Origin of the sequence: Enterobacter sp. ECC-175 (genome assembly GCF_043968675.1) — a bacterium.
Classification (GTDB): domain Bacteria; phylum Pseudomonadota; class Gammaproteobacteria; order Enterobacterales; family Enterobacteriaceae; genus Enterobacter.
Genome location: NZ_CP143776.1, coordinates 626,042 through 652,778 on the forward strand (window position 1 = coordinate 626,042; position 26,737 = coordinate 652,778).

Annotated in this window: 25 protein-coding genes; 11 read left to right on the forward strand and 14 right to left on the reverse strand. The window is 57.6% G+C overall.

The genetic code is table 11. The annotated features are described in order from the left end of the window. Positions 1-144 precede the first annotated feature (144 nt). The 4 genes from pfkA to V1599_RS03085 all read left to right on the forward strand — a co-directional run bounded on the left by pfkA (position 145) and on the right by V1599_RS03085 (position 4,562). Entirely contained in the window at positions 145-1,107 is a 963-nt protein-coding gene (pfkA, locus tag V1599_RS03070) for a 6-phosphofructokinase (RefSeq protein WP_112012764.1), read from the forward strand. 230 nt (positions 1,108-1,337) lie between these two features. Further along, positions 1,338-2,327 carry a sulfate ABC transporter substrate-binding protein gene (locus V1599_RS03075; protein ID WP_395301010.1) on the forward strand — a complete coding sequence of 330 codons (990 nt, stop codon included), beginning with the start codon at positions 1,338-1,340 and terminating at the stop codon, positions 2,325-2,327. 110 nt (positions 2,328-2,437) lie between these two features. Beyond that, positions 2,438-3,184, forward strand: a complete 747-nt coding sequence (locus tag V1599_RS03080; RefSeq protein WP_395301011.1) for a CDP-diacylglycerol diphosphatase — start codon at positions 2,438-2,440, stop codon at positions 3,182-3,184. A gap of 73 nt (positions 3,185-3,257) precedes the next feature. Further along, complete coding sequence (locus V1599_RS03085; RefSeq protein ID WP_395301012.1) at positions 3,258-4,562, forward strand: SLC13 family permease; 1,305 nt, start codon at positions 3,258-3,260, stop codon at positions 4,560-4,562. A gap of 101 nt (positions 4,563-4,663) precedes the next feature. On the opposite strand, the gene tpiA is transcribed toward V1599_RS03085, so the two are convergent. Both tpiA and V1599_RS03095 read right to left on the reverse strand, forming a co-directional pair. Beyond that, positions 4,664-5,431 (reverse strand): triose-phosphate isomerase, encoded by a 768-nt coding sequence (tpiA, locus tag V1599_RS03090; RefSeq protein WP_006808674.1) that lies wholly within the window; start codon positions 5,429-5,431, stop codon positions 4,664-4,666. Between the two features lie 111 nt (positions 5,432-5,542). Continuing rightward, positions 5,543-6,139, reverse strand: coding sequence for a DUF1454 family protein (locus tag V1599_RS03095; protein WP_112012770.1), 597 nt, complete (start codon positions 6,137-6,139; stop codon positions 5,543-5,545). Positions 6,140-6,251: 112 nt separating this feature from the next. Here V1599_RS03095 and V1599_RS03100 point away from each other — a divergent pair, with 112 nt between their 5' ends. Then, positions 6,252-6,671, forward strand: a complete 420-nt coding sequence (locus tag V1599_RS03100; RefSeq protein ID WP_395301013.1) for a DUF805 domain-containing protein — start codon at positions 6,252-6,254, stop codon at positions 6,669-6,671. Here V1599_RS03100 and fpr read toward each other — a convergent pair whose 3' ends face one another. The 4 genes from fpr to V1599_RS03120 form a co-directional block, all read right to left on the reverse strand. Next, positions 6,672-7,418 (reverse strand): ferredoxin--NADP(+) reductase, encoded by a 747-nt coding sequence (gene fpr, locus V1599_RS03105; RefSeq protein ID WP_112012773.1) that lies wholly within the window; start codon positions 7,416-7,418, stop codon positions 6,672-6,674. 96 nt (positions 7,419-7,514) lie between these two features. Then, positions 7,515-8,525, reverse strand: a complete 1,011-nt coding sequence (gene glpX, locus V1599_RS03110; protein WP_112012775.1) for a class II fructose-bisphosphatase — start codon at positions 8,523-8,525, stop codon at positions 7,515-7,517. Positions 8,526-8,694: 169 nt separating this feature from the next. Then, on the reverse strand, positions 8,695-10,203 hold the full coding sequence (glpK, locus tag V1599_RS03115; RefSeq protein ID WP_395301014.1) for a glycerol kinase GlpK: 1,509 nt from the start codon (positions 10,201-10,203) through the stop codon (positions 8,695-8,697). Between the two features lie 21 nt (positions 10,204-10,224). After that, on the reverse strand, positions 10,225-11,070 hold the full coding sequence (locus V1599_RS03120) for an MIP/aquaporin family protein (protein WP_112011858.1): 846 nt from the start codon (positions 11,068-11,070) through the stop codon (positions 10,225-10,227). Between the two features lie 400 nt (positions 11,071-11,470). On the opposite strand from V1599_RS03120, the gene zapB reads away from it, so the two are divergent. Beyond that, a complete protein-coding gene (zapB, locus tag V1599_RS03125) occupies positions 11,471-11,710 on the forward strand; it encodes a septal ring assembly protein ZapB (protein WP_010436935.1) in 240 nt (79 codons plus the stop codon). A gap of 92 nt (positions 11,711-11,802) precedes the next feature. Here the strand turns inward: zapB and rraA are convergent, their stop codons facing one another. The 7 genes from rraA to priA form a co-directional block, all read right to left on the reverse strand. After that, on the reverse strand, positions 11,803-12,288 hold the full coding sequence (rraA, locus tag V1599_RS03130; RefSeq protein ID WP_042718157.1) for a ribonuclease E activity regulator RraA: 486 nt from the start codon (positions 12,286-12,288) through the stop codon (positions 11,803-11,805). Positions 12,289-12,380: 92 nt separating this feature from the next. Then, complete coding sequence (gene menA / locus V1599_RS03135; protein ID WP_112011859.1) at positions 12,381-13,301, reverse strand: 1,4-dihydroxy-2-naphthoate polyprenyltransferase; 921 nt, start codon at positions 13,299-13,301, stop codon at positions 12,381-12,383. 69 nt (positions 13,302-13,370) lie between these two features. Continuing rightward, entirely contained in the window at positions 13,371-14,705 is a 1,335-nt protein-coding gene (gene hslU / locus V1599_RS03140) for an HslU--HslV peptidase ATPase subunit (RefSeq protein ID WP_112011860.1), read from the reverse strand. 9 nt (positions 14,706-14,714) lie between these two features. Beyond that, complete coding sequence (gene hslV / locus V1599_RS03145) at positions 14,715-15,245, reverse strand: ATP-dependent protease subunit HslV (RefSeq protein WP_003862036.1); 531 nt, start codon at positions 15,243-15,245, stop codon at positions 14,715-14,717. A 94-nt stretch (positions 15,246-15,339) separates the two neighbouring features. Continuing rightward, complete coding sequence (ftsN, locus tag V1599_RS03150) at positions 15,340-16,338, reverse strand: cell division protein FtsN (protein ID WP_297119950.1); 999 nt, start codon at positions 16,336-16,338, stop codon at positions 15,340-15,342. 92 nt (positions 16,339-16,430) lie between these two features. Then, positions 16,431-17,456 (reverse strand): DNA-binding transcriptional regulator CytR, encoded by a 1,026-nt coding sequence (gene cytR, locus V1599_RS03155; RefSeq protein ID WP_395301015.1) that lies wholly within the window; start codon positions 17,454-17,456, stop codon positions 16,431-16,433. A gap of 119 nt (positions 17,457-17,575) precedes the next feature. Beyond that, positions 17,576-19,771 carry a primosomal protein N' gene (gene priA, locus V1599_RS03160; protein WP_112011863.1) on the reverse strand — a complete coding sequence of 732 codons (2,196 nt, stop codon included), beginning with the start codon at positions 19,769-19,771 and terminating at the stop codon, positions 17,576-17,578. 200 nt (positions 19,772-19,971) lie between these two features. On the opposite strand from priA, the gene rpmE reads away from it, so the two are divergent. Together rpmE and V1599_RS03170 are read left to right on the forward strand one after the other, a co-directional pair. Then, positions 19,972-20,184 carry a 50S ribosomal protein L31 gene (rpmE, locus tag V1599_RS03165; RefSeq protein ID WP_003862040.1) on the forward strand — a complete coding sequence of 71 codons (213 nt, stop codon included), beginning with the start codon at positions 19,972-19,974 and terminating at the stop codon, positions 20,182-20,184. A gap of 339 nt (positions 20,185-20,523) precedes the next feature. Further along, positions 20,524-21,204 carry an oligogalacturonate-specific porin KdgM family protein gene (locus V1599_RS03170; protein ID WP_112011864.1) on the forward strand — a complete coding sequence of 227 codons (681 nt, stop codon included), beginning with the start codon at positions 20,524-20,526 and terminating at the stop codon, positions 21,202-21,204. Positions 21,205-21,248: 44 nt separating this feature from the next. Here V1599_RS03170 and metJ read toward each other — a convergent pair whose 3' ends face one another. Continuing rightward, on the reverse strand, positions 21,249-21,566 hold the full coding sequence (gene metJ / locus V1599_RS03175) for a met regulon transcriptional regulator MetJ (RefSeq protein WP_007369220.1): 318 nt from the start codon (positions 21,564-21,566) through the stop codon (positions 21,249-21,251). 275 nt (positions 21,567-21,841) lie between these two features. Between metJ and metB the strand changes: the two genes are divergently transcribed. The 3 genes from metB (at position 21,842) to metF (ending at position 26,599) form a co-directional block, all read left to right on the forward strand. Then, on the forward strand, positions 21,842-23,002 hold the full coding sequence (metB, locus tag V1599_RS03180; protein ID WP_395301016.1) for a cystathionine gamma-synthase: 1,161 nt from the start codon (positions 21,842-21,844) through the stop codon (positions 23,000-23,002). A gap of 2 nt (positions 23,003-23,004) precedes the next feature. Next, positions 23,005-25,437: a bifunctional aspartate kinase/homoserine dehydrogenase II gene (locus tag V1599_RS03185; RefSeq protein WP_112011866.1), complete on the forward strand. Its 2,433-nt coding sequence runs from the start codon at positions 23,005-23,007 to the stop codon at positions 25,435-25,437. Between the two features lie 271 nt (positions 25,438-25,708). Then, positions 25,709-26,599 carry a methylenetetrahydrofolate reductase gene (gene metF, locus V1599_RS03190; RefSeq protein WP_112011867.1) on the forward strand — a complete coding sequence of 297 codons (891 nt, stop codon included), beginning with the start codon at positions 25,709-25,711 and terminating at the stop codon, positions 26,597-26,599. Positions 26,600-26,737 lie beyond the last annotated feature (138 nt).

Below are 26,737 nucleotides of genomic sequence, written 5' to 3' on the forward strand. Positions count from 1 at the left end.
TTTTGTGTATAAATTACCGCCATTTGGTCTGACCTGAATCAATTCAGCTGGAAGTGATTGATATACTATTTGCAGTATTCGTTGGTCGAACGGTTTCTTCCGGCAACAGATTTCAATTTTGCATTCCTAAGTTCAGAGGTAGTCATGATTAAGAAAATCGGTGTGTTGACAAGCGGCGGTGATGCGCCGGGCATGAATGCGGCAATTCGTGGGGTTGTCCGTGCAGCGCTAACGGAAGGCCTGGAAGTATTTGGTATCTATGATGGTTATCTGGGCCTGTACGAAGATCGTATGGTTCAACTCGACCGCTACAGCGTTTCTGACATGATTAACCGCGGCGGCACCTTCCTCGGCTCTGCGCGCTTCCCGGAATTCCGTGACGAACGCGTTCGCGAAGTGGCTATCGAAAACATGAAAAAACGTGGCCTCGATGCGCTGGTCGTTATCGGCGGTGACGGTTCTTACATGGGTGCAAAACGTCTGACTGAAATGGGCTTCCCGTGCATCGGTCTGCCGGGCACCATCGACAACGACATCAAAGGCACCGACTACACCATCGGTTTCTTCACCGCGCTGGGCACTGTTGTTGAAGCGATTGACCGCCTGCGCGACACCTCTTCTTCTCACCAGCGTATCTCCATCGTTGAAGTGATGGGCCGCTACTGTGGTGACCTGACGCTTGCCGCGGCCATTGCCGGCGGCTGCGAGTTCATCGTGGTGCCGGAAGTTGAATTTAGCCGTGAAGACCTGGTGGCTGAAATCAAAGCGGGCATCGCAAAAGGTAAGAAACACGCCATCGTAGCGATTACCGAGCACATCTGTGACGTAGACGAGCTGGCGAAGTACATCGAAGCTGAAACCAAGCGCGAAACCCGCGCGACCGTTCTGGGCCACATTCAGCGCGGCGGTTCCCCGGGTCCATACGACCGCATCCTGGCGTCTCGCATGGGCGCGTACGCTATCGAACTGCTGCTGGAAGGCCACGGCGGCCGCTGCGTCGGTATTCAGAACGAAAAACTGGTTCACCATGACATCATCGACGCCATTGAAAACATGAAGCGTCCGTTCAAAGGTGACTGGCTGGACTGCGCGAAAAAACTGTACTGATTGCCTCCGTTGCCCGGTGGCGGCAAGGTAAATGCAAAACGGTAACCCTTGAGTTACCGTTTTTTTATGTTTGCTCCCACCCACGTGAGTGAGGGTTGGGGTTAGGGCTACTGGCCGCTCACGCCGTTTTTATTCCACCACGTTATAGCCAATCTTTTTTTATTCTTTAATCATCGATTCCGTTTCTGGCACGCTGCATTCATCAAAACACTGCACAAGAGAGCTGGGCGATGAATAAATGGGGCGTGGGTTTAACATTATTGCTGGCATCGACCAGCGTGCTGGCAAAAGATATCCAGTTACTAAACGTGTCGTACGACCCGACGCGTGAGCTGTACGACCAATACAACAAAGCCTTTGCGGCGCACTACAAACAGGAAACCGGCGATAACGTGGTGATTCGCCAGTCTCACGGCGGCTCTGGCAAGCAGGCAACCTCTGTTATCAACGGCATTGAAGCGGACGTGGTAACGCTGGCGCTAGCCTATGACGTGGACGCCATTGCGGAGCGCGGTCGTATCGATAAAAACTGGATCAAACGCCTCCCGGACAACTCCGCGCCTTACACGTCAACCATCGTTTTCCTGGTGCGTAAAGGCAACCCGAAGCAGATTAAGGACTGGAACGATCTGATCAAGCCGGGCGTGTCGGTGATTACGCCGAACCCGAAAAGCTCCGGCGGCGCGCGCTGGAACTATCTGGCGGCCTGGGGCTACGCGCTGCACCACAATAATGGCGATCAGGCAAAAGCGCAGGCGTTCGTGAAGGCGCTGTTCAAAAACGTTGAAGTGCTGGACTCCGGCGCGCGCGGCGCAACCAATACCTTCGTCGAGCGCGGCATCGGCGACGTGCTGATCGCCTGGGAAAACGAAGCCCTGCTGGCAACCAACGAGCTGGGTAAAGACAAGTTCGAGATCGTGACGCCAAGCGAGTCTATCCTCGCGGAACCTACCGTTTCCATCGTCGATAAAGTGGTTGAGAAGAAAGACACCAAAGCGGTGGCGGAAGCCTACCTGAAGTATCTCTACTCGCCGGAAGGCCAGGAAATTGCGGCGAAGAACTTCTACCGCCCGCGCGACCCGGCCGTGGCGAAGAAGTTCGAAGGCGAGTTCCCGAAACTGAAGCTTTTCACCATTGACGAAGAGTTCGGCGGCTGGACCAAAGCGCAGAAAGAGCACTTCTCAAACGGCGGGACGTTCGACCAGATCAGCAAGCGTTAGGTCAATAATCGAGCATGGCGCAATGGCCCGGCGTGAGAAATCCGCCGGGTTTTTATTTGGTCATCATTTTGCGTTACTCTTTCGCTTCGGACGAAAACAGGGAACGCGTTGTGAAAAAGATAATCTTGCTGATTTTGATTGTTATGGTGGTTGCTGCAGGCGGCGGCTGGTACTGGCTGAAAGGCGGTAATTCGGATGCGCTGCGCCATATCGTTCTCGATCAATGCCTGCCTAACCAGCGGCAAAACCAAAACCCGGCGCCGTGTGCGCAGGTGAAGCCGGATGCGGGATACGTTGTCTTCAAAGACCGCAACGGGCCGCTGCAATATCTGCTGATGCCGACATACCGCATCAACGGCACCGAAAGCCCGCTGCTGACCGAGCCTCAAACGCCAAACTTCTTCTGGCTGGCGTGGCAGGCGCGCAGCTTTATGAGCCTCAAGCGCGGGGCGGCGGTGCCCGACAGCGCGGTATCGCTGGCGATCAACTCGCCAACCGGACGCTCGCAAAACCACTTCCATATTCACATCTCCTGCCTGCGCCCGGACGTGCGTGAAAAGCTGGATGCCGGCCAGGGGCAAATCAGCACCCGCTGGCTGCCGTTCCCCGGCGGCCTGGAAGGGCATGAATACCTGGCGCGCCGCGTGACCGAAGCCGAGCTGGTGCAGCGCAGCCCGTTCATGATGCTGGCGGAAGAGCTGCCGGAAGCGCGCGACCACATGGGGCGCTTCGCCCTGGCAATGGCGCAGCAGTCGGACGGCTCGTTTGTCCTGCTGGCGACCGAGCGTAATTTACTGGCGCTTAACCGTGCGTCAGCCGGGGAATTACAGGATCATCAATGCGATATCCTGAAGTAACCCCACCATAAATAGCGTTTACTCGCCCTGCCTGTCGCCGTAGACTTGCTGAAAAAATCTACAGGAGACAGGCATGTCGCTCTGGCTTACTCACCCTCTGTTCCTGCCCTCACTGATCGTCGGCGTCACTATCGTGCTGTGGGCGACGTCGCTGCTCCCGGAATTTATTACCGCGCTGTTGTTCTTTACGGCCGCGATGACCGCCAAAATTGCCCCGCCGGAGGTGATTTTCGGCGGCTTTGCCTCGTCGGCGTTCTGGCTGGTGTTCAGCGGCTTTGTGCTGGGCGTGGCGATCCGCAAAACGGGCCTGGCGGACAGGGCGGCGCGGGCGCTGTCGTCAAAACTGACCGATTCCTGGCTCATGATGGTGGCGAGCGTGGTGCTGCTGAGCTACGCGCTGGCGTTTGTCATGCCGTCGAACATGGGGCGCATTGCGCTACTCATGCCCATCGTCGCGGCGATGGCAAAAAGAGCGGGCATTGCCGACGGTTCGCGCGCCTGGTTTGGCCTGGCGCTGGCCGTCGGGTTCGGCACCTTCCAGCTCTCCGCCACCATCCTGCCAGCCAACGTGCCTAACCTTGTCATGAGCGGCGCGGCGGAAGGGTCGTACGGCATTCATCTCAACTACGTGCCTTATCTGCTGCTGCACACGCCCGTGCTCGGCATTCTTAAAGGATTAATTCTGATCGGCCTGATCTGCTGGCTGTTCCCCGGCAGCCCAAAACCGCCGAAAGAGGTCGCACCGTCTGAACCCATGGGGCGCGATGAAAAACGTCTGGCCTGGCTGCTGGCGGTGGTGCTGATGATGTGGGTGACGGAGAGCTGGCACGGCGTTGGGCCCGCCTGGACGGGGCTGGCGGCGTCGATCGTCGTGATGCTGCCGCGAATTGGCTTTATCTCCGGGGAAGAGTTCTCGGCGGGCGTGAATATGCGCACCTGTATTTACGTGGCGGGTATTCTCGGGCTGGCGATTACGGTGACGCAAACCGGCATTGGCGCGGCGGTAGGCGAAGCGCTGCTTCAGATTATGCCGCTGGACGCCGACAGGCCGTTTACCAGCTTCCTCGCCCTGACGGGGATCACCACGGCGCTTAACTTCATCATGACGGCCAACGGCGTGCCGGCGCTGTACACCACGCTGGCGCAGAGCTTCTCGGACGCGACCGGCTTCCCGCTGCTTTCAACGATCATGATTCAGGTGCTGGGGTATTCCACGCCGCTGCTGCCGTATCAGGCGTCGCCGATTGTGGTGGCGATGGGGCTAGGGAAAGTGCCTGCAAAGGCGGGGATGGTGCTCTGTCTGGCGCTGGCGGTCGTGACCTGGCTGGTGCTGCTGCCGCTGAATTATCTGTGGTTTAGCGTGTTGGGAAAAGTGTAGTTCGGTGAGAGGTGTTTCCCCTCCTCCCAACCCTCTCCCGAGGGAGAGGGGGGAGAAGAGCGTAGGGCAGGTAAGCGCAAGCGCCACCCGCCACAACAGCATTACGCCTGTTTAGCCGCTTCTGCCGCTTTAACGATCACCGCGAAAGCGTCCGCTTTCAGGGATGCGCCGCCTACCAGCGCGCCGTCGATGTCCGGCTGGGTGAACAGCTCCGCAGCGTTGGACGCGTTAACAGAACCGCCGTACTGAATGATTACCTGCTCAGCCACTTTCGCGTCTGCTTTAGCAATGTGGTCACGGATGAATTTGTGAACCGCCTGCGCCTGCGCTGGGGTGGCTGATTTGCCGGTACCGATAGCCCACACTGGCTCGTAAGCGATAACCGCGCCTTCGAACGCTGCCGCGCCCTGAGTTTTCAGCACCGCGTCGATCTGACGTGCGCACACTTCTTCGGTTTTGCCCGCTTCGTTTTCCGCTTCGGTTTCACCGATGCACAGCACTGGGATCAGGCCCTGCTCTTTCAGAACGGCGAATTTCTTCGCGATGAATTCGTCAGATTCTTTGTGGTAGGTGCGACGCTCGGAGTGGCCGATGATGATGTATTTCGCGCCGATATCTTTCAGCATTTCAGCGGAGGTTTCACCGGTGAATGCGCCAGACAGGTTAACGTCAACGTTCTGCGCGCCCAGCACGATGTGGCTGCCGTCAGCGGCACGTTTAGCCAGGTCCAGGTACATATCCGGTGGCGCGATAGCAACCGCACAGCCCGTTACGCCAGCCAGCTCTTTACGCAGGTTAGCAACCAGCTCGTTTACCATGTGGCGGCTGCCGTTCAGTTTCCAGTTACCCATCACTAAAGGATGTCGCATTTCAATTCTCCACGCTAAATTAGCGAATTAAGGAATATGGCCGCCCTGTCGGGCAGCATGGTCTGTGAATCAGTATAGAGATTTTCCCCTGAAAGGCTTTGCTTTTTGTCATTAATTCGCCCCGCCAAGGGACTCTGATAACGCCAGCTTAATCGGTTCAACCGCGAAGGTCAGTCCCTTTTCGCCGTTATCTGCCACAACATAGCGAATGGCACCTTCCGTTTCGGCGTAGTAGCGTTTGCCTTTCCCGGCGGCCAGCAGTTTTTGCAGCTTTTTCTGGCTTTGCACTTTGGTGAGCGCGGGGGTAAAGGCCCGCAGCATCGCGCTCATGTACTCGAGCGCTTTGGCTTTCGCCGCTTTCTGTTCCGGCCCCTGGATGGGCAGCCAGGTTATCTGCATGCTTTTAATTTTTAAGGTGCCACGCTCAAGCGCGGTGGAGGCGTATAAATTCTCGTTAATCTTGCTGGCCGCGCGCGTCAGCGTTGGCGTATCCCGTGCGGTATCAATAGCGCGAAATTCGTCCAGCGGCAGCGCTGGGTTGGCCGCGTTGAAGGCTTCGCGGAACTGGCTAATGGATTGATCGAACGAAGGCGCGCCCGCCAGAAGGTAAGGGGCGGTGGCCGGCGCGGTCGTTTCGGCGGCATGCAGAGAAACGCTGGCGCTTAGCATGGCTAAACACAGGAAAAAAAGGTGTGCCGAACTTTTCATCAATAATGCCCCTGACCGTAACTGCTCATGATTAAAACGATATATGCTCGGCTTGTCAAAAGGTCACAACTCCAGGGTAAAATACGCGCACTACGATAATAAGGAACCTTACATGACCATACAGCAGTGGCTGTTTTCATTCAAAGGGCGTATTGGGCGCCGTGACTTCTGGATTTGGATGGTGACGTGGATCGTCGCCATGCTGGCGCTGTTTGTTGTTGCCTATAATGCCTGGCTGAGCACGCAGACGGCGGCGTTTGCGCTGGTTTGCCTGCTGTGGCCAACGGCGGCGGTGATGGTTAAACGCCTGCACGATCGCGGCCGCTCCGGCGCGTGGGCGTTTCTGATCGTTCTGGCGTGGATGCTGGTGGGCGGGAACTGGTCGATGCTGCCGTCCATCCTGCCGTGGGTGGTAGGGCTGCTGGCCCCAACGATCATCTTCGTGATGATAATTATCGATCTGGGCGCGTTTGTCGGCACCCAGAGCGAAAACAAGTACGGTAAAGATACCCTTGAGGTGAAATTCCGCTGATTACCAGTAGTGTTCAGCGGTCATATGGCCCGGACGGCGGCGAAGGTGCTTCGTCATCTGCCGGGTATCCTTCAGGAGCTGCTGCGTGTCTCGCACCATCTGCGGGTTACCGCACAGCATCACGTGGCTGGTTTCGGTATTCATCGGCAGGCCGACCGCCGCTTCCAGCGCGCCGCTCTCAATCAGCGCCGGTACGCGCCCCGTCAGCGAACCCGCCGCGGTTTCGCGGCTGACCACGGTCTGAATCTTCAGCTTCCCGCCATACTGCCGTTCCAGCTCCTGCATCTGCGGCAGATAGCTTAAGTCCGCGGCATAGCGCGCGGCGTGAACCAGCACGATATTTTTAAAGCGCTCGAGATCCTTGCCGTATTGCAGGATGGACAGGTATGGCCCGATGGCTGTGCCGGTGGCCAGCATCCAGAGCGTGTCGCAGTCTGGAATTTCATCCAGCACGAAGAAACCTGCCGCTTCGCTCACAATCTGCACGTCGTCGCCCGGTTTCAGCGCGGCAAGGCGCGGGCTGAGCTTACCTTCCGGTACGGTGACAAGATAGAACTCGAGGTCCGGGTTATCCGGCGCGTTAACGTAAGAGTACGCGCGCTGCACGCGTTCGCCGTCGACGTCCAGCCCCAGCTTCGCGAATTGCCCGGCCGTGAACGGATGGACGGGAGCATGCAGGGTGAGGCTAAACAGCGCGTCGGTCCAGAACTGTACCTTTGTGACTTTACCTGTTACCCAGTCCGCCATGATCTTCTCCTGTGCTGTTTCTCTGTTCTATCTTCCGCACTTGTGGTGATAATTTCCAGCCCGTTCGGGCCGGAAAGCTCTATCGATCAAACGGTTTTACAGAATGTGCGTCTGCACGTCCGGGTCTTTGCGGTCGAGATAGTGGATAGACTGGATGCGGCGGATGGTGCGTGATTTACCGCGGATCAGCAGCGTTTCGGTGGTCGCCATGTTGCCTTTGCGGGTGATGCCGTCCAGCAGGTCGCCTTTGGTGATGCCGGTCGCGGAGAAGACAACGTTGTCGCTGCGGGCCATCTCGTTAAGCGCGAGGACCTTATTGGCCTCAATGCCCATTTCTGCACAGCGCGCCAGCTCCTGCTCGCCGATACGGCGGTTCTCTTCGCTGTCGCCTTTGACGTCGTGTCGCGCCAGCAGCCTGGCCTGCATGTCGCCATCCAGCGCGCGGATCACCGCGGCAGAGACGACGCCCTCCGGCGCGCCGCCGATGCCGTAAAGGACGTCTACTTCGCTGTCCGGCATGCAGGTCAGAATCGAGGCGGCGACGTCGCCGTCAGGGATCGCAAACACGCGCACGCCAAGCTGCTGCATCTGCGCGATGGTGGCGTCGTGGCGCGGCTTGGCCAGAATGGTGACGGTGAGTTCGCTAAGGGGCTTACCCAGCGCCGCGGCAACGTTGCGCAGGTTCTCGTCCAGCGGCAGGCTGAGGTCGATAGCACCTTTCGCGCCGGGGCCGACGATCAGCTTTTCCATGTACATATCCGGCGCGTTGAGGAAGCAGCCTTTATCGCCCACGGCCAGCACCGCCAGCGCGTTGGCCTGACCCATCGCCGTCATGCGCGTGCCTTCAATCGGGTCGACCGCGATATCCACGGCGTCGCCTTTGCCCGTGCCGACTTTTTCGCCGATGTAGAGCATCGGCGCTTCGTCGATCTCGCCTTCGCCAATCACGATGGTACCGTCGATGTTGACCTGGTTAAGCACAATGCGCATGGCGTGGACGGCCGCGCCGTCTGCGGTATTTTTGTCGCCACGGCCTAACCATTTATAGCCGGCCAGCGCGGCGGCTTCGGTCACGCGGGAAAATTCGATAGCAAGTTCACGTTTCATGGGGTACTCGTGCAGTCAAAAGGAATTGCACGAAGTTTATCACAGAGTGGAGAGGGGGAAGGGGGGGCGGTCTGGCCCCTCACCCTAACCCTCTCCCCAAAGGGGCGAGGGGACTAAAAAACACCCTCTCCCAAAAGGGGAGAGGGCCGGGGTGAGGGGGGAGGTTTTCTTACTCGTCGTGCTCTTCCCACGCCAGGGCGCGTTTCACCGCTTTCTTCCAGCCGCTGTAGCGGTAGTTGCGCTCGGTGGTTTCGATGCCCGGGCGGAACTCGCGTTCGATGACCGCTTTTTCCTGCAGCTCGTCCAGGTTCTGCCAGAAGCCTACCGCCAGACCGGCAAGGTACGCCGCGCCCAGCGCCGTCACTTCGCGCACTTCAGGGCGCTCAACGCGGGTGCCCAGAATGTCGGACTGGAACTGCATCAGGAAATTGTTGGCGACCGCGCCGCCGTCCACGCGCAGGGCGTGCAGACGAATGCCGGAGTCGGCCTGCATCGCTTCCAGCACGTCGCGCGTCTGGTAGGCGATGGATTCCAGAGTGGCGCGAATGATGTGGTTCGAGTTCACGCCGCGCGTCAGGCCAAAAATGGCGCCGCGGGCGTACGGGTCCCAGTACGGTGCGCCCAGGCCGGTGAACGCCGGTACCACGTACACGCCGTTGGTGTCCTTGACTTTGGTAGCGAAGTACTCGGAGTCAAACGCGTCGCTGATCAGCTTCATCTCGTCGCGCAGCCACTGAATAGATGCGCCTGCCATGAATACCGCGCCCTCCAGGGCATAGTTCACTTCGCCGCGCGGGCCGCAGGCGATGGTGGTCAGCAGGCCGTTTTCTGATTTCACCGCTTTCTCGCCGGTGTTCATCAGCATAAAGCAGCCGGTGCCGTAGGTGTTTTTCGCCATCCCTTCCTTGACGCACAGCTGGCCGAACAGCGCCGCCTGCTGGTCACCGGCGATACCGGCGATAGGAATACGCGTGCCGCCTTTACCGCCGATGTTGGTCTGGCCGTACACTTCAGAAGATTTACGCACGTCGGGCAGCATGGCGCGCGGGATGTCCAGCGCGTCCAGCATCTTGTCGTCCCACTCCAGGGTGTTGATGTTGAACAGCATGGTGCGCGAGGCGTTGGTGTAGTCGGTGACGTGAACGCGGCCCTGGGTCATCTTCCAGATAAGCCAGCTATCCACCGTACCGAACAGCAGCTCACCGCGTTTTGCGCGTTCGCGCGAGCCTTCCACGTGATCGAGGATCCACTTCACCTTAGTGCCGGAGAAATACGGGTCGATGACCAGGCCGGTTGCGCTGCGGATATACTCTTCCATCCCGTCACGCTTCAGCTTTTCGCAGATTTCTGCGGTACGGCGGCACTGCCAGACGATGGCGTTATAAATCGGCTTGCCGGTTTCACGTTCCCAGACAACGGTGGTTTCACGCTGGTTGGTGATGCCGATGGCGGCAATCTCGTCGGAGCTGATATCGGCTTTCGCCAGCACTTCCACCAGGGTGGAGCTTTGCGACGCCCAGATCTCCATCGGGTCGTGTTCTACCCAGCCTGGACGCGGGTAAATTTGCTCAAATTCACGCTGTGACACGCTGACGATGTTCGCGTCATGATCCATTACGACGGCGCGGGAGCTGGTAGTGCCCTGGTCGAGCGCAACAATGTATTTTTTTTCGGTCATGGTATGTGTCCCGTAGTCAGATTACAGCGAAGCTTTTTGTTGTGCGGTAGAGGTTGTTTCCTTCTCTTCTTCCACACAGGTGTCGCACGGTAAGTGGCGACCAATTAATTTGCGATAGCCGAATGCGCCCAGCGCTGCCCCTACGATTGGTCCGAACAGCGGGACCAGGAAGTAAGGAATGTCTTTGCCGCCGGTGAAGGCGACGTCGCCCCATCCTGCAAAGAAGGCGAAGGTTTTTGGACCCAGATCGCGCGCCGGGTTCATCGCAAAGCCGGTCAGTGGCCCCATGGAGGCACCGATCACCGCGATCAGCAGGCCAATCAGCAGCGGCGCCAGCGGGCCGCGCGGAATGCCGTTGCCATCATCGCCCAGAGCCATAATGACGCCCATCAGAATAGCGGTAATGACCATTTCAACTGCGAACGCCTGCACAAAATTGATATGCGGGTTTGGATATGTTGAGAATATACCTGCCAGATCAAGACTTTCGACACTGCCGCGCACCATATGATGCGTCTGTTCGTAGTCGATGAAAAGATTGTAATAAAGCCCGTAAACTAACGCCGCTGCGCAAAACGCGCCGGCAAACTGAGAGATGATGAATGGCGCAACTTTGCGTCCGTCAAAGCATGCGAACAGCCACAACGCGATGGTGACCGCCGGGTTAAGATGTGCGCCGGAAACCCCTGCGGTCAGGTAGATGGCCATCGCCACTCCCAGACCCCAGATGATACTGATTTCCCATTGACCAAAAGACGCGCCCGCGACTTTCAGTGCTGCGACACAGCCCACTCCGAAGAAAATCAACAACCCGGTACCAAGGAACTCGGCAATGCACTGGCCTTTTAAGGTTGATGTCTGACTCATAATCGGAATCCTGAAGAAAGATGAAGGTTTATTGTTAGCGTGGTAGCCCGTGACAGCCACGATGTCCTGTAGACATAGTGTTAATTTATCGTTAACGAGCAAAAACGAGAAATATCGAAATCAAAATGTGTGGTCTGCGTCAATAAAATGAGCGTTTTCGCGCCATAAAGCGCGTTTTTGCACCAGTACCGAAATGTGAGCTGAATCATTTCATTAACCGAAGAGTTAACAATTTAGGGGTATATGTCGCGAACGCACCAGGACGAGGCTGAAAAGTGTTGCAAACCGCGATCTGCGCGGCGTGCCGCTGGACAGAGAGCGCCGCGCTCCATACAATCGTCGTATATGTCGTGCGCGTTTACGTTAAAGCGTCGCCTTGCAATTCAGGAGAGGTAGCATCATGTCTTTAGAAGTGTTTGAGAAACTGGAATCGAAAGTACAGCAGGCGATCGACACCATCACCCTGCTGCAGATGGAAATTGAAGAGCTGAAAGAGAAGAACAACAGCCTCGCGCAGGAAGTTCAGAACGCACAGCACGGCCGTGAAGAGCTGGAGCGCGAAAACAACCAGCTGCGCGAACAGCAGAATGGCTGGCAGGATCGCCTGCAGGCGCTGCTGGGACGTATGGAAGAAGTGTAATTCCCTTGGGGATTAACTGAATTGGCCGGGTAAGGCGAAGCCGCCACCCGGCTTTTTTTATGCTTCACGTTTAATGGCGGGGAAGCGGCGTATTACTCAATATCCAGCGCATCCTCGGAAAGGATAATCCCGGTATTGTCGGCATAGAGATGGTCGCCGGAGAAGAAGGTCACGCCGCCGAAATTCACGCGGACGTCGCTTTCGCCGATGCCGTCACCCGCGGCGCCGACCGGAATGGCCGCAATCGCCTGAATGCCGATATCCAGGTCTTCAAGATCGTCCACCTGGCGCACCGAGCCGTAAACCACAATGCCTTCCCACTCGTTCTGAACGGCAATGCCGGCGAGTTCAGCATCAATTAATGCCCGGCGCACAGAACCCCCGCCGTCGACCACCAGAACGCGGCCACGGCCGTTCTGTTCAAGGAGATCGTACAGCAAGCCGTTATCCTCGAAACATTTTACCGTGATGATTTGTCCGCCAAACGACGACCGCCCACCAAAGTTGGAGAACAGCGGTTCAACGACGTTGACATCTTCCTGGTAGATGTCACAAAGCTCGGAGGTATCGTATTTCATAGGTTTAACGCTCTATTGCTGCGAATGTGTTCAGTATATCGTGCGAAATGCATTGTTGGCAAAATCATCAATTGTTAATTGATATTTGTCAGCTAACTTAGCGTTTGGCTTAACACAATCCCAATGACGAACAACAGGTTAGTCAGCAGCGCGCCTTTCACCGTTCTTTCCAGCATCGGGGGCATTGCCGCCGGGCTGAGTTCACGCATTACAAAACGCGCCTGTTTTACCAGCAGCGGCGCGGCAAGCACAAACAGCCAGCCCCACAGGCTGTGCAGGGAAATCAGGTTAAACAGCGCCAGGCAGACCAGCGCCCCTATCAGCAGGCAGGCGTGGTAGCGGCGGGCGTTGACAGGCCCCAGGCGTACCGCCAGCGTGTTTTTGCCGTTCTCACGGTCGCTGTCGATGTCGCGCAGGTTATTGATGTTAAGCACCGCCGTCGCCAGCAGGCCGCACGCCGTCGCGGGCAGGAAGAGGGCCGGGATCACCGTATGCGCCTGCAGGTACCAGCTTCCCATCACGCTGAGCCAGCCGAAGAAGACCAGCACCGAAATATCGCCCAGGCCGATGTAGCCGTAAGGCCGCGTGCCGACGGTATAGGTGATCGCCGCGATGATGGCGAGCAGCCCCAGCACCAGGAAGCCAATGAAATCGCTTGTGGTTTTAGACGCCACCGTCACCAGCGCCAGCCCGGACAGGCAGATCAGCACCACGGTGATAATCAGGGCGCGCTTCATCTGCGCCTGGGTAATAACGCCTTTTTGCATCCCGCGCAGCGGCCCGATGCGGTCAGGCTTGTCGCTGCCTTTCACCGCATCGCCGTAATCGTTCGCGAGGTTCGACAGAATTTGCAGCAGACCGGCGGTCACCAGCGCCAGCCCGGCGACCAGCGGATCGAAATGCCCCTGCCACCAGGCAAGCGCGGTGCCAACAACAATGGCAGCAAAGGCCAGAGGAAGCGTTTTAGGGCGCAGGCTTTCAAGCCACGCCTGAGTACGGCTGATATCAGTCATCTTATATTTAGCCAATAAAAATGGGGGCATTAGCCCCCATCAACAGTGATGAAAATGCAGTAACCGCGATTATAGGATAAAACGGCTCAGATCTTCATCTGCCACTAACGCATCAAGATGTTTGCTCACATATTCAGCGTCAATGGTAATGGTTTGACCGTTAAGGTCGCTCGCATCATAAGAGATATCCTCCACCAGGCGTTCCAGCACGGTGTGCAGACGACGCGCACCGATGTTTTCGGTCGTTTCGTTGACCTGCCATGCGGCCTGAGCGATACGTTTGATACCGTCTTCGGTGAACTCCAGGTTCACGCCTTCGGTCGCCATCAGCGCTTTGTACTGTACGGTAGCAGAAGCGTTTGGCTCGGTCAGGATGCGTTCGAAATCTTCGGTGGTCAGTGCCTGCAGCTCAACGCGGATCGGCAGACGACCCTGCAGTTCCGGGATCAGGTCAGACGGGCTGGCAACCTGGAACGCACCCGAAGCGATAAACAGAATGTGGTCCGTTTTCACCATACCGTGCTTCGTGGAGACGGTGCAGCCTTCAACCAGCGGCAGCAGGTCGCGCTGAACGCCTTCACGGGACACGTCCGGGCCGGAGCTGTTGCCGCCGCGCTTACAAATTTTGTCGATTTCGTCGATGAACACGATGCCGTGCTGCTCAACCGCGTCGATAGCATCCTGCTTCAGCTCTTCCGGGTTCACCAGCTTCGCCGCTTCTTCTTCAATCAGCAGCTTCATCGCGTCTTTGATTTTCAGCTTACGCGCTTTTTGCTTCTGGCCGCCCAGGTTCTGGAACATGGACTGCAGCTGGCTGGTCATTTCTTCCATGCCGGGAGGCGCCATGATCTCTACGCCCATCGGCGCGGCGGCGAGATCGATCTCAATCTCTTTGTCGTCCAGCTCGCCTTCGCGCAGCTTTTTGCGGAACGCCTGGCGCGCCGCAGACGGCTCGGCCTGCTGTTCAGCCTGGCCCCAGTTATTTTTTGCCGGTGGGATCAGGGCGTCGAGAATGCGCTCTTCCGCCATCTCTTCCGCACGGTAGCGGTTTTTCTCAATGGCCTGAACGCGCACCATTTTGATCGCCGAATCGGTGAGATCGCGGATGATGGAATCCACTTCTTTACCCACATAGCCCACTTCGGTGAACTTGGTGGCTTCAACTTTGATGAACGGCGCGTTCGCCAGCTTCGCCAGACGGCGGGCAATTTCGGTTTTACCGACGCCGGTCGGGCCGATCATCAGAATATTTTTCGGCGTGACTTCGTGGCGCAGCTCTTCATCCAGCTGCATGCGGCGCCAGCGATTACGCAACGCGATGGCCACGGAACGCTTGGCGTTATCCTGGCCGATAATGTGTTTATTCAGTTCGCTGACAATTTCGCGTGGGGTCATTTCAGACATGGGAGATCCTTACGCTTTAGACGGTAATTCTTCGATGGTGTGGTTGTGGTTGGTATAGATGCAGATATCACCTGCAATATCCAACGCTTTCACCGCGATATCGCGCGCGTTCATGTCGGTATTTTCCAACAGCGCGCGGGCAGCAGCCTGGGCATACGGGCCACCGGAGCCGATAGCAATCAGATCGTTTTCTGGCTGCACGACGTCACCATTACCGGTGATAATCAGCGAGGCGTTCTCATCCGCCACCGCCAGCAGCGCTTCGAGCTTGCGCAGCATGCGATCGGTACGCCAGTCTTTCGCCAGCTCAACGGCGGCTTTCACCAGATGACCCTGGTGCATTTCAAGCTTGCGTTCAAACAGTTCAAACAGCGTAAAGGCGTCCGCTGTACCGCCCGCGAAGCCGGCGATTACTTTGTCATTATAAAGACGACGGACTTTCTTCACGTTACCTTTCATGACGGTATTACCCAGCGTGGCCTGGCCGTCCCCGGCAATTACCACCTGGCCGTTACGGCGTACACTTACTATTGTTGTCACGAGCAGACCCCCTGGTTACAGAATCGGGAAACAGACGCCCTGAGCCTGTGCTCAGGGCTGAATAGAATGATAGATGGGGGGGATTTTGGGGGTTTCAACCCCCGGAGGCGAGTCGAATGCAGTTTGTGTGGCCGGCGACCTTCAGACGGGAAATCGTTCCGTCCGCATTTTCTTTGCCTTTGACCGGGCCAATCACCACGCGATTCCAGCCGTTATTGGTGGTGATGCGTGAATCAAACCCTTCAAACGCCAGCTGAGCACGCACCGTTTCGGCCTGCTCCGCGCCCTTAAATGAACCGCACTGAACCATCCAGCGGCGTTCGTCTTTTTTCTCAGCCGTCTGCTTCGGCGCTTCGGTCTCTTTCGTGACCGGAGCGGCCGGCTGCGTCTTAGGCTGCTGGGCGGTCGTGTGCGCAGGCGTCTGCAGCAGATCCTGATACGGCTGCGACGTCTGTTTCTGCGGCTGCGTTTTCGGCTGCTGCTGAACGGGCTGAGAGGCAGCGGTCCGTGTCTGCTGCTGCGGCTGCTGATAAGGCTGCTCGACGGCGCGCGGTTGGGTACGCGGCTGCTGCACAGGCTGAGTCTGCGTCCACTGCTGCTGTTGAACCTGCTGCTGCACCTGACGCTGGCGCTGAAGCGTTTGCTGACGCTGGGCCGGGGTTTGTTCGTTCCACGGCACTTCGTTCAGCTGCGTAGGCTGCTGGCGCATATCGGCCTGCATCTGGGCCAGCAGCTGGCGCTGCTCGTCGGTCAGCTGATTGGCGTTCTTCACCTCGCCACCGGCAGACGGCTCGGTAGGCGCACGCACGCCAGGCTGGCGGCTTTCCAGCTCTTTGATGTAGCGCCAGCGTTCCTCCGGCTTTGGCGGCAGCCCGTTTCCGACCACTTTATTACCCTGCAGCGCTTCGGACTCTTCTTTCTTATGGTGCGTAATAAAGTAAAGACCACCGATAAAGGCCACCAGGACAGCCGCAGCGATGGCGACCATTGCCGGAGAGACAGAAGGCAGGCTGCTCTGCTTTTTCCTTGGGCTACTCTTTTTGCGTCGCGAAGGTGCCGGCTGGCCGCGACGTACATAATCTCGTTGTGCCACTATCGTTTCGCTGTATTTATTCGTTGTCAGCCCGCCATGTTACTTAAGCGGCGGGCCTTTGACCAGATACGGGAGTCTGAAAGGTATTTACTTTAAGGCAATGCCCGGGTGGAGCCGCGCACTATTAGCTCGCAGTCCAGCAAACGCGAACCGCTGCTAACTGTTTGACCCTGAAGCTGATCCAGCAGAAGCAGCATGGCTTCGCGGCCAATTTTGTAGCGCGGTTGCGCAACGGTTGAGAGCGGCGGATCGCAAAATTCAGAAAGCGAAATATTGTCGAAACCAATGATGGACAGGTCTTCCGGCACGCGCAGGCCGCGGCGCTTGGCATACGATAAGGCGCCCAGCGCCATGATATCGCTGTGGCAGAACACCGCCGTTGGCGGCTGCGGCAGCGCCAGCAGTTTTTCCAGCGCCATGCCGCCGGCTTCGTAGGTGAAATCGCCGCGGGCGATGTAGTGCGGGTCAACGGTGGCGCCCGCACGGCGCAGCGCCTGCACGTAGCCTTGTAAGCGATAGTGACACAGCGGCATCTCTTCCGGCCCGGCGATGCAGCCAATGCGCCTGTGCCCCAGCTCCTGAAGGTAATTGACGGCGTCAAACGCGGCGGTCAGGTTATCGATATGGACGGTAGGCAATTCCAGCTCTGGCGCAAACTCGTTGGCCATTACCATCGGCGGTAAGTTGCGCTGCTCTTCGATGCTCGCATCGAACGGCAGGCGCGAACCGAGCAGCAGCATGCCGTCAATTTGCTTGGTGATGATCAGGTCGATGAAGGTTTTTTCCTGCTGGTTCTGGTGGGCGCAATCGCCAATCAGCACCAGATAGCCTTGTTCGGCGGCGGTAACTTCGATGCCGCGAATAATTTCGCTAAAGAAGGGATCGCAGATGTCCGGGACAATCACCAGAATGGTCCGCGACTCGTTGCGCTTGACGTTACGCCCCATCGCCTGCGGGAAATAGCCCACCTCCAGCGCCGCCTGCTCTACCCGATTACGGGTCGCCTGGGAGACTTTGTCCGGGTTCATCAATGCGCGGGACACGGTTGCCGTAGATACGTTTGCTTTCTGGGCAACGTCTTTCATGGTCGCCGAGGCAACCTCTTTCCTGGACTTCAACGCCTTCTCCTCGCCTGAACACTGAACTTCTGCCGTCTCCATTTTTACAGATAGTGAATGGAAGCGGTTACAGAATTTTCATAAAAAGTGTGAGGAGTGTTAAATTTTTCGATCCAGCTTCAGCCTTCGATCGGGTCTACATCGAGAACCCACTTCACTTTGCGCGCTTCCGGCAGCGTATTGATCAGCGCCAGCGTGCCGCTGACGATCTGCTGTAAGCGCATGCGGGAAGGGTGCTGCAAAAGGATTTGCCAGCGAAAACGTCCGCCGCGCTTGGGAGCCAGCGCCGGCACCGGGCCTAAAATCCACAGCTGATTATCGACCAGCGGGCTGGCCTGAAGAAGATTCCGCAGCTGCTGCAGGAAAAGCGGCGCCTGCTGATTGTTATGATCCTCGGCGCGGATAATGACGTGGCTGGTCCACGGCGGAAGCTGCATCGTCTGGCGCTCGGCAAGAGCCTGCTCGGCAAAGGCATCATAGCCCTTGTGCAACAAGGTTTGCAGCAGAGGATGTTCTGGGTGATGCGTTTGCAGCACCACTTCGCCCTGCTTCCCGGCGCGCCCGGCGCGGCCTGCCACCTGCGTATAAAGCTGGGCAAAACGCTCGGCGGAGCGGAAATCCGCAGAGAACAGCGCGCCGTCCACGTCCAGCAGGGCGACCAGCGTGACGTCTGGGAAGTGGTGCCCTTTTGCCAGCATCTGCGTGCCGATTAAAATGCGCGCGCCGCCGCGATGGACCTCGGCCAGCTGCTGTTCCAGCGCGCCCTTGCGGCTGGTGGTGTCACGGTCAATACGCGAAATCGGTACGCCGGGGAAGAAGGGGGCCAGCGTCTGCTCCAGCTGTTCCGTTCCCAGGCCAACCGGCACGATGTGCGTTGAACCGCACGACGGGCACTGGCGCGGCACCGGGCGCTGGCTGTCGCAGTGGTGGCAGCGCAAATGGCGCTGGGCCTGATGGAAGGTGTAGTAATGGTCGCAGCGCGGGCACTCGGCAATCCAGCCGCAGTCGTGGCACAGCAGCGCAGGCGCGAACCCGCGGCGGTTGAGGAATAAAATGACCTGGTTATTCGCCTGCAAATGCTGGCGCATGCGGGCGATGAGCGCAGGCGCGAGCCCCGCCTGCACCTGCTGGCCTTTCAGATCCAGCACGTGCTGGATGGCTGGACGCGCATTCCCCGCGCGGCGCGTCAGGCGCAGCATATGGTATTTGCGCTGGCGGACGTTGTGCAGCGTTTCGAGCGCGGGGGTAGCGGAACCCAGGATTATCGGGATCTGCTCGCTGTGGGCGCGATAGACTGCCAAATCGCGCGCGTGGTAGCGCCAGCCTTCCTGCTGCTTATAGGAGCTGTCGTGTTCTTCATCGATCACGATGACGCCGAGATTTTTGAACGGCGTAAACAGGGACGAGCGGGTGCCGATCACAATCGCCGCCTCGCCGTTTTTCGCTTTCAGCCAGGCGCTGAGGCGTTCGCTGTCGTTCAGACCGGAGTGCAGCACCTCAACCGGCGCGTTAAAGCGCTCGCGAAAGCGGGCGATGGTTTGCGGCGTGAGGCCGATTTCCGGCACCATCACCAGCGCCTGCTTGCCCTGAGCGAGCACGTTTTCCAGCACGCTTAGATACACTTCGGTCTTACCTGAGCCGGTGACGCCCGCCAGCAGCCAGGCGGAGAAACGATCCGAGGCGCTGTGAATCGCGCCCACGGCGGTGGCCTGCTCGGTATTGAGGCGCAGACGATCGCCCGTCACGGAGAAGCTGTCGCGCCAGTCGTATAACGCAGGCGCTTCGCTGGCCAGCTCGCTCAGCCCCTTCTTTCTCAACGCCTGCAGCGCGGTTTCGTTGACCTCAAGCTCGCTCACCTGATGACGCCAGATTTTCCCCTGGCGCAGCGCGGCCAGCGCCTGCTGCTGCTTTTGCGAGCGCTTAAGGCTGTTGATATCCACCGCCTGGCCCTGCTCGGTGGCGAACCAGTACCACATCGGCGCGTGGCTGGCGCTTTTACCCTGACGCAGCAGAATAGGCAGGGCGTGAAACAGCACGTCGCCAATCGGGTGATGGTAGTAATCCGCCGCCCACAGCAGCAACCGCAAGGTGCTGGTTGAGAACACGGGCTCGCTGTCCAGCACCTCAACGACCGACTTCAGCTCGTTAAGCGGCAGCTCGCTTTTTTCGCTGACGGAGACGACAATTCCAACCCGCTGCTGTTTACCAAACGGCACGGTCACGCGGCAGCCCGCTTTGGCGCTCATGCTGTCGGGCAGCAGGTAGTCAAAGGTGCGGGGAAGCGGAACGGGCAGGGCAACGTGAGCAACGGGCATCGAATCTTCCTGACTTGAAAAGTGGCGCGTTAGTATACACATTAGAGAAAGCGGCGTGCGGATCAGTTTGCATACGTTGGTTAAATTCTGTATGATTCGCCGCCTTTGGTGTATTTTACGCCAAAGAACTTACATTCAACATCGCGTGGTGTCTGGCGTTAGGGCTGGAAGAGCGACGCGGCCTTAACTGAGGTTCTCCCATGAAAAAAGATATTCACCCGAAATACGAAATGATTACTGCAAACTGCTCTTGCGGTAACTCTATCCAGATCCGCTCTACCGTGGGCCACGATCTGAACCTGGACGTGTGCGGCAAATGCCACCCGTTCTACACTGGTAAGCAGCGTGATGTTGCAACCGGTGGCCGTGTTGACCGCTTCAACAAGCGTTTCAGCATCCCGGGCGCGAAATAAGCATCCAGAAGAAGCCGCCTTCGGGCGGTTTTTTTGTGCCTGAAATATCCCCTCTGAATAAATCCTTTCATTGTATATTTTACCTCAATCCTTATTTCATTTAATATAAAATAAAAGCGCATTGTCTTTTATTTTTTAATCTATTTACCCGATGTATTCTTTAACGGATAGTGAGCTCTGTCTCGCGTATCTTGATTTTTCTGCCACTGTTTATCCTGCGGTGTCAAAAAATAAAAGGTTTCCCTCTCCGCGTGAAATTACACTGCGCCCGTTATGCATTCTTATTTGCCATGTCAATTCCGCTGGCTTTCAGGACGTATTTTCTTTGAGGGATATATTATGCAGATTAAGCAACTCTTATTCGTGCTTCCATTACTTTCCTGCGCGGCGCAGGCGGGCTATGTTGATTACCGTCACGAGTACTACGACGACGGTCGCAACTACGACCGCGTATACATGTCGCACCGTTTCGGCACGGGCTTTGGCGTCGCGGTAGAGGCCGTGTCGCGCTCGAATGACAAACAGTCAAACGACGCGCTGAATAATATGGAAAGTAACAGCAACGAATATACCGCAAGCTATCAGTTCAACTGGCAGGGATTTATCTGGCAGCCAGGCGTTGCGGTTGAAACCGGCGACGATATGGCGATTTATAAGCCATATCTTCGCGTGCAGTATAATATTGACGATAGCTGGTGGACGGCGTTTCGCTATCGCACGGAATATACGCGGCGCAATGCGGATGGCAAAGACGATCGTATAGTTTATCGTCCGGAAATGTGGCTGGGCTATAATATTCAGAACTGGATGTTTGAGCTGAACGGCATTTATAAGTTTGCCGACAGCGAAGATCTGTATAACAACAAAAAAGAAGATTACGAATATAACGTCCGCGTGGCGTATAACATCGACTCGTGGATCCCCTTTGTTGAGGTGGGTAACGTCTCCTCTGGCTATAACACCGCCACCAGCGACGATCGCCAGATGCGCTTGCGCGTGGGCTTAGGCTACAACTTCTAAGAAACTATCCCGCTGAGCCAGCTCAGCGGGATGACACCGTCGCGTTAGTATTCCCACGTGTCCGGGTCGATACCCAGCTCACGCATGATCACCTTCGCCTCTTCCGGGATTTCATCACTGCGCTCTTTACGCAGATCTTCATCGTTCGGTAACGGTTGGCCGGTAAACGCATGCAGGAACGCTTCGCACAGCAGCTCGCTGTTGGTCGCGTGGCGCAGGTTGTTCACCTGACGACGCGTACGTTCATCGGTGAGGATCTTCAACACCTTCAGAGGAATGGAAACCGTAATTTTCTTTACTTGCTCACTCTTCTTACCGTGCTCAGCGTATGGGCTGATATATTCGCCGCTCCATTCAGCCATGAGATACCTTTAATCCTCTCAGTCATTAATCTAAAGGTGCAAAACCCCAACGAGCGGTTCCGAACCGTAATCTTGCCTAGTTTACCGTAGAGACGATACCGTGGCACGGATATTGCCGCTGCAGCGTGGCCTAAAGCATATAATTTTAACGGCTATTTGCGCATTGCTCAATCTATACGCAAAGAAGTTTAGATGTCCAGATGTATTGACGTCCATAAATTCAGTGTTTACTCTGGTGGCTGACTTTTCACCTAATTAGCCAGGAAGCCTTCACCATGACGCGTAAACAGGCCACCATCGCAGTGCGTAGCGGATTGAATGATGACGAGCAGTACGGCTGTGTTGTCCCGCCAATTCACCTTTCCAGTACCTATAATTTCACCGGATTTAATGAGCCCCGCGCGCATGACTACTCGCGCCGTGGCAACCCTACGCGTGACGTGACCCAGCGTACCCTGGCGGAGCTTGAGGGCGGTGCGGGCTCGGTGTTAACCAACACCGGGATGTCGGCCATTCACCTTGTGACTACGGTTTTCCTGAAGCCCGGCGATCTGCTGGTTGCGCCGCACGACTGCTACGGCGGAAGCTATCGCCTGTTTGACAGCCTGGCGAAGCGCGGCTGTTATCGGGTGCTGTTTGTCGATCAGAATGACGAACAGGCGCTAAAACAGGCGCTTGCAGAGAAGCCGAAGCTGGTTCTGGTGGAAAGTCCAAGCAATCCATTGTTGCGCGTTGTCGATATTGCGAAAATTTGTCAGCTCGCAAGGGATGCGGGAGCGATAAGTGTCGTGGATAATACGTTCCTCAGTCCGGCCCTTCAGAACCCATTGGCACTGGGTGCAGATCTGGTGGTGCATTCATGTACTAAATATCTGAACGGCCATTCTGACGTCGTGGCGGGCGTGGTGATTGCCAAAGATCCTGAGGTTGTCACCGAACTGGCATGGTGGGCGAATAATATCGGCGTCACCGCAGGGGCTTTCGACAGCTACCTGCTGCTGCGCGGCATTCGCACGCTGTCTCCGCGCATGGAAGCTGCGCAGCGCAATGCCCAGGCGATCGTGGATTTCCTGCAAACGCAGCCGCTGGTGAAAAAGCTGTACCACCCGTCGCTGCCGGACAATCAGGGCCACGAGATTGCCGCGCGCCAGCAGAAAGGGTTTGGCGCGATGTTAAGTTTTGAACTGGACGGCGACGAGCAAACGCTGCGTCGCTTCCTTAGCGGGCTGTCACTGTTTACGCTGGCGGAATCATTAGGTGGGGTTGAAAGCTTGATCTCCCACGCCGCGACCATGACGCACGCAGGTATGGCACCGGAAGCGCGTGCCGCCGCCGGAATTTCTGAGACGCTGCTGCGGATCTCAACCGGTATTGAAGATTCTGAAGATTTAATTGCCGATCTGGAAAATGGCTTCCGGATCGCAGCCAAGGGGTAATCATGAGTGTGATAGCGCAGGCAGGGGCGAAGGGTCGTCAGCTGCACAAGTTTGGTGGTAGTAGTCTTGCTGATGTGAAATGTTACCTGCGCGTCGCGGGGATCATGACCGAGTATTCACAGCCGGGTGACATGATGGTTGTCTCCGCGGCGGGCAGCACCACCAACCAGCTGATCAGCTGGCTGAAACTGAGCCAGACCGATCGCCTTTCTGCGCATCAGGTGCAACAGTCGTTACGTCGCTATCAGAGCGAGCTGATTGCTGGCCTGCTGCCAGCGGACGTGGCGGACGGGCTGATTAGCGCCTTTACGCACGATCTTGAGCGCCTGGCTGCCCTGCTGGACAGCGGTATTACCGATGCGGTGTATGCCGAAGTGGTTGGCCACGGCGAAGTGTGGTCCGCGCGCCTGATGGCGGCCGTGCTGCAACACCTCGGCGTGGAGGCCGCCTGGCTCGACGCGCGCGATTTCCTGCGCGCCGAACGCGCCGCGCAGCCGCAGGTTGATGAAGGCTTGTCTTATCCGCTGCTGCAACAGCTGCTGGTGCAGCATCCGGGTAAACGCATTGTTGTCACCGGCTTTATCAGCCGCAGCAATGCGGGCGAAACCGTGCTGCTGGGACGTAACGGGTCGGACTACTCGGCGACGCAAATCGGCGCGCTGGCGGGCGTGTCCCGCGTCACCATCTGGAGCGACGTGGCCGGCGTGTACAGCGCGGACCCGCGCAAGGTAAAAGATGCGTGCCTGCTTCCGCTGCTGCGCCTGGACGAGGCGAGCGAGCTGGCGCGTCTGGCGGCGCCGGTGCTGCACGCGCGCACGCTTCAGCCCGTCTCCGGCAGCGATATCGACCTGCAGCTGCGCTGCAGCTATACGCCGGATCAGGGTTCCACGCGCATTGAGCGCGTGCTGGCTTCCGGTACCGGCGCACGCATTGTCACCAGCCATGACGACATCTGCCTGATTGAGTTCCAGGTGCCTGCGGGCCAGGACTTCAAGCTTGCGCACAAAGACATCGACCTGATCCTGAAGCGCGCCCAGGTGCGCCCGCTGGCCGTGGGCGTGCATAACGACCGCCAGCTGCTGCAGTTCTGCTACACGGCAGAAGTGGCGGACAGCGCGCTGAAAATTCTGGATGAAGCGGGCCTGCCGGGCGAGCTTCGCCTGCGTCAGGGGCTGGCGCTGGTGGCGATGGTGGGCGCGGGCGTCACCCGTAACCCGCTGCACTGCCACCGTTTCTGGCAGCAGCTGAAGGGCCAACCGGTGGAATTTACCTGGCAGTCGGAAGAGGGCATCAGCCTGGTGGCCGTGCTGCGTAAAGGCCCGACCGAAAGCCTGATTCAGGGGCTGCACACCTCGCTGTTCCGCGCGGAAAAACGTATTGGCCTGGTGCTGTTCGGGAAAGGCAATATCGGTTCCCGCTGGCTGGAGCTGTTCGCGCGCGAGCAGGTCACGCTTTCGGCGCGTACCGGGTTTGAATTTATTCTCGCAGGCGTGGTGGATAGCCGCCGCAGCCTGCTGAACTACGAAGGGCTGGACGCCAGCCGCGCGCTGGCCTTCTTTAACGATGAAGCGGTCGAGCAGGACGAAGAGTCGTTGTTCCTGTGGATGCGCGCGCACCCGTATGATGACCTGGTGGTGCTGGACGTGACGGCGAGCGAGCAGCTTGCCGATCAGTATCTGGATTTCGCCAGCCACGGTTTCCACGTCATCAGCGCCAACAAGCTGGCAGGGGCGAGCAGCACCGATAAGTATCGTCAGATCCACGATGCGTTTGAGAAAACGGGCCGCCACTGGCTGTATAACGCCACGGTTGGCGCGGGCCTGCCGGTTAACCATACCGTGCGCGATCTGATTGAAAGCGGTGACAGCATTCTGGCGCTGAGCGGCATCTTCTCCGGCACGCTCTCCTGGCTGTTCCTGCAGTTCGACGGCACCGTGCCGTTCACCGACCTGGTGGATCAGGCGTGGCAGCAGGGCCTAACCGAGCCGGACCCGCGTGTCGATCTCGCCGGTAAAGACGTAATGCGCAAGCTGGTGATCCTGGCGCGCGAAGCGGGTTACGACATCGAGCCTGACGCGGTCCGCGTTGAGTCGCTGGTGCCTTCAGGCTGTGAGGAGGGTTCCGTCGATCACTTCTTCGAGAACGGCGACGAGCTGAACGAGCAGATGGTGCAACGCCTGGAAGCGGCAAACGAGATGGGGCTGGTGCTGCGCTACGTGGCGCGCTTCGAGGCCAACGGCAAGGCGCGGGTCGGCGTTGAGGCCGTCCGCCCTGAACATCCGCTGGCCGCGCTGCTGCCGTGCGATAACGTCTTCGCCATCGAAAGCCGCTGGTATCGCGATAACCCGCTGGTCATCCGCGGCCCGGGCGCGGGGCGCGATGTTACCGCCGGAGCAATTCAGTCAGATATCAATCGTTTGGCTAAGCTGCTGTAATTCCCCTCACCCTAACCCTCTCCCCATAGGGGAGAGGGGACTGCTCGGTGCGGTCTTTTCCCCCTCGCCCCTTTGGGGAGAGGGCCGGGGTGAGGGGCCTGCTCACCCCCATCATGAATCCCCCTCATCTTCCCTGAACAAACCTCACCGTTATTGTTGATTATTTATGTTGACGTCTCTCCGCTTTTCCGTCATTTTTACATCTGGACGTCTAAACGTATAGAAGTTCACAACACAACAAATAACGACACGCGAAAGATAGAGGTAAGGTATGAGCTTTTTTCACGCCAACCAGCGGGAAGCCCTGAATCAGAGCCTGGCCGAAGTAAACGGCCAGATTAACGTCTCTTTTGAATTTTTTCCGCCGCGCACCAGTGAAATGGAGCAAACCCTCTGGAGCTCTATCGATCGCCTGAGCAGCCTGAAGCCGAAGTTTGTCTCCGTGACCTACGGCGCGAACTCCGGCGAGCGCGACCGCACGCACAGCATCATTAAAGGCATTAAGGACCGCACCGGCCTCGAAGCGGCCCCGCATCTGACCTGCATCGATGCGACGCCTGAAGAGCTGCGCGCCATCGCCCAGGATTACTGGAATAACGGCATTCGCCACATCGTTGCCCTGCGCGGTGACCTGCCGCCGGGCAGCGGCAGGCCGGACATGTACGCCGCCGATCTGGTCGCGCTGCTGAAAGACGTGGCGGATTTTGATATCTCCGTCGCGGCCTACCCTGAAGTTCACCCGGAAGCGAAAAGCGCGCAGGCGGATCTGCTTAACCTGAGGCGCAAAGTCGACGCGGGCGCCAACCGCGCGATCACCCAATTTTTCTTCGATGTCGAAAGCTACCTCCGCTTCCGCGACCGCTGCGTCTCGGCGGGGATCGACGTCGAAATCATCCCGGGCATTCTGCCTGTATCAAACTTCAAACAGGCGAAGAAATTCGCCGATATGACCAACGTGCGCATCCCGCTTTGGATGTCTAAAATGTACGAAGGGTTGGACGATGACCCAGAGACACGCAAGCTGGTGGGCGCAAATATCGCGATGGACATGGTGAAAATCCTGAGCCGCGAAGGCGTGAAAGATTTCCACTTTTACACGCTGAACCGGGCCGAAATGAGTTACGCCATTTGCCACACGCTCGGCGTCAGACCTGGTGCGTAATGAATAAAAACCCTCTTCGGAGGGTTTTTTGATTTCTAAGGGTTTTATTTTCTGGTCGATTGGGCGATGCTGATTTTGACGCTCTAAAGACACATATTTTTTGCGTGAAATTAAACGGAATTAACTATCGAATCTGTG

Excerpts from the sequence above, each read along its gene's own strand:
- pfkA (WP_112012764.1), top strand. The coding sequence starts at position 145 with ATGATTAAGAAAATCGGTGTGTTGACAAGCGGCGGTGATGCGCCGGGC.
- V1599_RS03075 (WP_395301010.1), top strand. The coding sequence starts at position 1,338 with ATGAATAAATGGGGCGTGGGTTTAACATTATTGCTGGCATCGACCAGC.
- V1599_RS03085 (WP_395301012.1), top strand. The coding sequence starts at position 3,258 with ATGTCGCTCTGGCTTACTCACCCTCTGTTCCTGCCCTCACTGATCGTC.
- tpiA (WP_006808674.1), bottom strand. The coding sequence starts at position 5,431 with ATGCGACATCCTTTAGTGATGGGTAACTGGAAACTGAACGGCAGCCGC.
- V1599_RS03095 (WP_112012770.1), bottom strand. The coding sequence starts at position 6,139 with ATGAAAAGTTCGGCACACCTTTTTTTCCTGTGTTTAGCCATGCTAAGC.
- V1599_RS03100 (WP_395301013.1), top strand. The coding sequence starts at position 6,252 with ATGACCATACAGCAGTGGCTGTTTTCATTCAAAGGGCGTATTGGGCGC.
- fpr (WP_112012773.1), bottom strand. The coding sequence starts at position 7,418 with ATGGCGGACTGGGTAACAGGTAAAGTCACAAAGGTACAGTTCTGGACC.
- glpX (WP_112012775.1), bottom strand. The coding sequence starts at position 8,525 with ATGAAACGTGAACTTGCTATCGAATTTTCCCGCGTGACCGAAGCCGCC.
- glpK (WP_395301014.1), bottom strand. The coding sequence starts at position 10,203 with ATGACCGAAAAAAAATACATTGTTGCGCTCGACCAGGGCACTACCAGC.
- V1599_RS03120 (WP_112011858.1), bottom strand. The coding sequence starts at position 11,070 with ATGAGTCAGACATCAACCTTAAAAGGCCAGTGCATTGCCGAGTTCCTT.
- zapB (WP_010436935.1), top strand. The coding sequence starts at position 11,471 with ATGTCTTTAGAAGTGTTTGAGAAACTGGAATCGAAAGTACAGCAGGCG.
- rraA (WP_042718157.1), bottom strand. The coding sequence starts at position 12,288 with ATGAAATACGATACCTCCGAGCTTTGTGACATCTACCAGGAAGATGTC.
- menA (WP_112011859.1), bottom strand. The coding sequence starts at position 13,301 with ATGACTGATATCAGCCGTACTCAGGCGTGGCTTGAAAGCCTGCGCCCT.
- hslU (WP_112011860.1), bottom strand. The coding sequence starts at position 14,705 with ATGTCTGAAATGACCCCACGCGAAATTGTCAGCGAACTGAATAAACAC.
- priA (WP_112011863.1), bottom strand. The coding sequence starts at position 19,771 with ATGCCCGTTGCTCACGTTGCCCTGCCCGTTCCGCTTCCCCGCACCTTT.
- rpmE (WP_003862040.1), top strand. The coding sequence starts at position 19,972 with ATGAAAAAAGATATTCACCCGAAATACGAAATGATTACTGCAAACTGC.
- V1599_RS03170 (WP_112011864.1), top strand. The coding sequence starts at position 20,524 with ATGCAGATTAAGCAACTCTTATTCGTGCTTCCATTACTTTCCTGCGCG.
- metJ (WP_007369220.1), bottom strand. The coding sequence starts at position 21,566 with ATGGCTGAATGGAGCGGCGAATATATCAGCCCATACGCTGAGCACGGT.
- metB (WP_395301016.1), top strand. The coding sequence starts at position 21,842 with ATGACGCGTAAACAGGCCACCATCGCAGTGCGTAGCGGATTGAATGAT.
- V1599_RS03185 (WP_112011866.1), top strand. The coding sequence starts at position 23,005 with ATGAGTGTGATAGCGCAGGCAGGGGCGAAGGGTCGTCAGCTGCACAAG.
- metF (WP_112011867.1), top strand. The coding sequence starts at position 25,709 with ATGAGCTTTTTTCACGCCAACCAGCGGGAAGCCCTGAATCAGAGCCTG.